We start from the raw sequence: 3,927 nt of genomic DNA, 5'->3' as shown, positions 1-3,927 counted from the left end.
GCGCGAATACCCTCCGGTCGAGGTTTATGCGCCAGGTTCCTGGGGGCCACCCGCCGCCGACGATTTCATTGCCGCCGATGGCGGCTGGCGCAATCCAGAATGCTCATGAACGGAAAAGTTTCCAGATGAACCACGCGACGCAAGCCCTGCAACAAATCGGCCAGAGCTTCGGGCTCGACAACATCGCGCGTACGCTGCTGCGCAGCGGCACGCTGGCGACGCCCATTCGAGCGTTGATCTCCGGACTTGCCAACGCTGCTTGATCTGCGTTGTCCTGTAAGGTGCGAACATGGCACCGAGTGTTTCTGGCGCAGACTGGCGCCAAGGTGGGAGGTAGGTTCAGGATTGCTGGAGTCAGGTTACAAGATTCCACTAATATTCGGCATCATGCGCGACCCTGCAGACTTGCGTTTTCCCCACTACTTTGACGGCGTGCGCCCACCGGCGCCCATGTTGGCAGTGCACGGTTAGGGCGGAGAATGGCTCCCACCAACGGTTATGGCTCGGTGGCTGACACACAGCACACCTGGATGCAGCTGGCTCTCCAGACAGCACGCGATGCTGCTGCACTGGGCGAGGTGCCTGTCGGTGCTGTCGTGGTGCGCAACGGAGAGGTTATTGCGACTGGCGGCAACAGGCCGATTTCAGGGCACGACCCATCTGCCCACGCCGAAATGATTGCTTTGCGTGCTGCCGCCGAGAAACTGGGCAACTACCGCTTGTCCGACTGCGAACTGTATGTGACCTTGGAGCCTTGCGCGATGTGTGCAGGTGCGATGCTGCATGCGCGCCTGAAGAAAGTCATATTCGGGGCGTACGATCCGAAAACCGGAGCGGCCGGCAGTGTGTTGAACCTGTTTGACTATGCCGCGCTCAATCATCACACTGAAATAGAGGGTGGGGTGCTGCAGGACGAATGTGGCGCCCTGTTGAAGGGCTTTTTTGCGGGCCGCCGCAAACGGGAGAGGGAGGAATCTGCCATGACTGACATACTGCGCACACCGGAAGACCGGTTCGCCCACTTGCCGGGCTACGCGTTCAAGCCGCATTACATTGGTGATCTCAAGGGATATCAGGGCATTCGCATCCACTATCTGGACGAAGGGAAGGGCGCCAAGGTATTCCTGTGTCTGCATGGCCAGCCCTCCTGGAGCTATCTTTATCGCAGGATGATTCCCACGCTGGTTGCCGCCGGCCATCGCGTGGTGGCGCCTGACCTGATCGGTTTCGGCAAATCCGACAAACCGGTCGACGATGCCCTCTACACCTTTGATTACCATCGTACGATGCTGCTCAATTTCATCGAGCGCCTTGATCTGACCAATATCGTGCTGGTGGTGCAGGATTGGGGCGGGTTGCTGGGGCTGACGCTACCGATGGCGATGCCGGAGCGCTTTGCCGGCCTTTTGATCATGAACACCGCGTTTGCCGGCGGCGATCTGCCCTTGGGGCAGGGCTTCCTGGATTGGCGGGCTTTCTCGAACAAAAACCCGGACATGGCGGTCGGCAAGTTGTTTGCGCGTTCGTGCCCGCACCTTTCGCCAGAAGAGGCTGCAGCATATGAAGCGCCGTTTCCCGATGCAACATACAAGGCCGGGGTGCGGCGTTTTCCCAATCTGGTGCCGGACAACCCGGATGCCGGCGGAGCGGCGATTTCAAGGCGCGCGCGTGATTGGTTTCGCACCGAATGGAGTGGCAAGACCTTCATGGCGGTTGGCATGAAGGATCCAGTGTTGGGTCCACCTGTCATGGCCTACGTTCGGTCGCATATTCGCCATTGCCCGCCCCCATTTGAGGTGGCCGAGGGAGGACATTTTCTGCAGGAATGGGGCGAAGAGGTTGCCCGGGAAGCGCTCAAGGTTCTCTAGATGGCAAGGTTGCTCAAGCGCAAGCGCGGCATCGGGTTTGTCGCCCCATCCGGCCAGGTGCTTGATACTGGTGAGTTGGACCGTGCGATCGACTATTTTGCGTCACGCGGTTACAGAGTTGTTTGCCCGCAGGCTGTGAGGCGCTCCCACCAACGGTTTGCGGGGAGTGACGCGCAACGTCTGCAGGCGTTGCACACCATGCTGGCACGACCGGAGGTGGACGTGGTGATGGCGGTTCGCGGTGGTTATGGTCTGAGCAGATTGCTCGACCAAATCGACTACACACACCTTGCCGCCAGTGGCAAGACCATTGTTGGCCACAGCGACTTTACGGCGTTCAATGCCGCTGCCTACGCACAGGCCAGGTTGGTGACCTGGTGTGGCCCCACTGCTTGCTACGACTTTGGTGCTGGGACGGTCAGCCCTTTCACCGAAGCGCATTTCTTTTCGCTGCTGGAGCACCCGTCGCACCGGGTGGAGGTTCAGGCGCAAAATCCGTATCGCGATGCGTGGAACGGCCGCTTGTGGGGTGGCAATCTTTCGCTGATCGCGCATCTGGCCGGCACGCCCTACCTGCCGCGCATCAAAGGCGGCATCCTGTTTGTCGAGGACATCAGCGAGCATCCCTACCGGATCGAGCGGATGATGTACCAGTTGCTTCACGCGGGCGTGCTGGCACGGCAAAAGGCGCTGATCCTGGGCGACTTTTCCAACTATCGCCTGGGCGAAAACGATAATGGCTATGACTTCGCCGCGATGGTGGCGCATCTGCGCACCCGGCTGCCAATTCCCGTCATCACCGGGTTACCTTTCGGGCATTGCCGCGACAAGTTGACCCTGCCGTTCGGTGGTTGGGTCGATCTGGAAGTGCAGAAGTCGGCTTTTTCGATGACGTTTTCGCGCTACCAAGTCAGGTAAATGAATTGCTGCGTTGCGATACGAGGGGAAATCTGCTATAGTTACTGTCTCAGACGCGGGGTGGAGCAGTCTGGCAGCTCGTCGGGCTCATAACCCGAAGGTCACAGGTTCAAATCCTGTCCCCGCAACCAAATTCAAACGCCTTGGCATGTGCCAGGGCGTTTTGCATTTTGGGGCTTTTGGGGCGTGTCGGGCCGTGATTTCGTCAGTCGTTTGCGACATAATCATGCGGGTATTGGCAGAACCAAGGAGTGGAATCCAATGAATGATCTGACGTTGAACTCGGTGATGGTTGGCTATCAATCCGGTTTTGGCAACGAGTTTGCCACCGAAGCGATGCCAGGTGCGTTGCCGCAAGGGCGCAACTCGCCACAGCGCGCGCCATTGGGCCTCTATGCGGAAGGCATCAGCGGTACTCCCTTTACGGCACCACGCGCCCAGAACCGCCGCACCTGGACGTATCGAATTCGCCCTTCGGCGATGCAACCCGCATTCAAGCGCATCGATAACCACCTGCTCAGATCTGGCCCGTTTAACGAAGCCGATCCGACGCCCAACCGGCTGCGCTGGAACCCGCTGCCGATTCCTGCGACACCTACTGATTTCGTCGACGGCTTGACCACCATGGGGGGCGGGGGTGATGCGGCAGCCTGCAGCGGCTACGCCATCCACATCTACCGTGCCAACCGTTCCATGGAGAGGCGGTATTTCTTCAACGCTGATGGTGAGCTGCTGATTGTTCCGCAGCAAGGGCGCTTGGCCATCTTCACCGAGCTTGGCAGGATGGATGTGGCGCCAGGGGAGATTTGCGTGATACCCCGCGGCATCAAATTCAAGATTGACCTGCCGGATGGTTCGGCCCGCGGGTATGTGTGCGAGAACTACGGCGCCTTGTTGCGCCTGCCGGATCTCGGGCCGATCGGTTCGAACGGGTTGGCCAATCCGCGTGACTTTCTGACGCCGGTGGCTGCCTACGAGGAAATTGATCAGCCGGTGGAACTGACGACAAAATTTCAGGGCAATCTGTGGTCATGCCAACTCGCACATTCACCGCTCGATGTGGTGGCGTGGCACGGCAACTACGCACCCTACAAATACGACCTTGCCAATTTCATGGTGATCGGCTCGATCAGTTTCGACC

At 59.2% G+C, this 3,927-nt stretch carries 4 protein-coding genes and 1 tRNA gene; all 5 read left to right on the top strand.

The annotated features are described in order from the left end of the window. Positions 1–263: hypothetical protein (locus tag RMO18_RS06765; protein ID WP_309664752.1), on the top strand; the 263-nt coding region annotated here is incomplete at its 5' end. Between the two features lie 216 nt (positions 264–479). Beyond that, positions 480–1,868, top strand: coding sequence for a tRNA adenosine(34) deaminase TadA (gene tadA / locus RMO18_RS06760; protein ID WP_309664751.1), 1,389 nt, complete (start codon positions 480–482; stop codon positions 1,866–1,868). Further along, the gene (locus RMO18_RS06755; RefSeq protein WP_309664750.1) at positions 1,869–2,786 is read left to right on the top strand and encodes an LD-carboxypeptidase; all 918 of its coding nucleotides are present in this window, start codon (positions 1,869–1,871) and stop codon (positions 2,784–2,786) included. Positions 2,787–2,840: 54 nt separating this feature from the next. Further along, positions 2,841–2,917: transfer RNA gene (locus tag RMO18_RS06750), tRNA-Met, on the top strand. Between the two features lie 130 nt (positions 2,918–3,047). Beyond that, positions 3,048–3,927 (top strand): homogentisate 1,2-dioxygenase (locus RMO18_RS06745; RefSeq protein WP_405054019.1); only part of this gene is annotated, 880 nt, incomplete at its 3' end.

Source organism: Tabrizicola sp. (assembly GCF_031377265.1).
In the GTDB taxonomy this organism is placed as follows: domain Bacteria; phylum Pseudomonadota; class Alphaproteobacteria; order Rhodobacterales; family Rhodobacteraceae; genus JAUYQR01.
The sequence above is the reverse complement of the archived record's forward strand: the minus strand, read 5'-3'. Positions and strand labels throughout refer to the sequence as shown.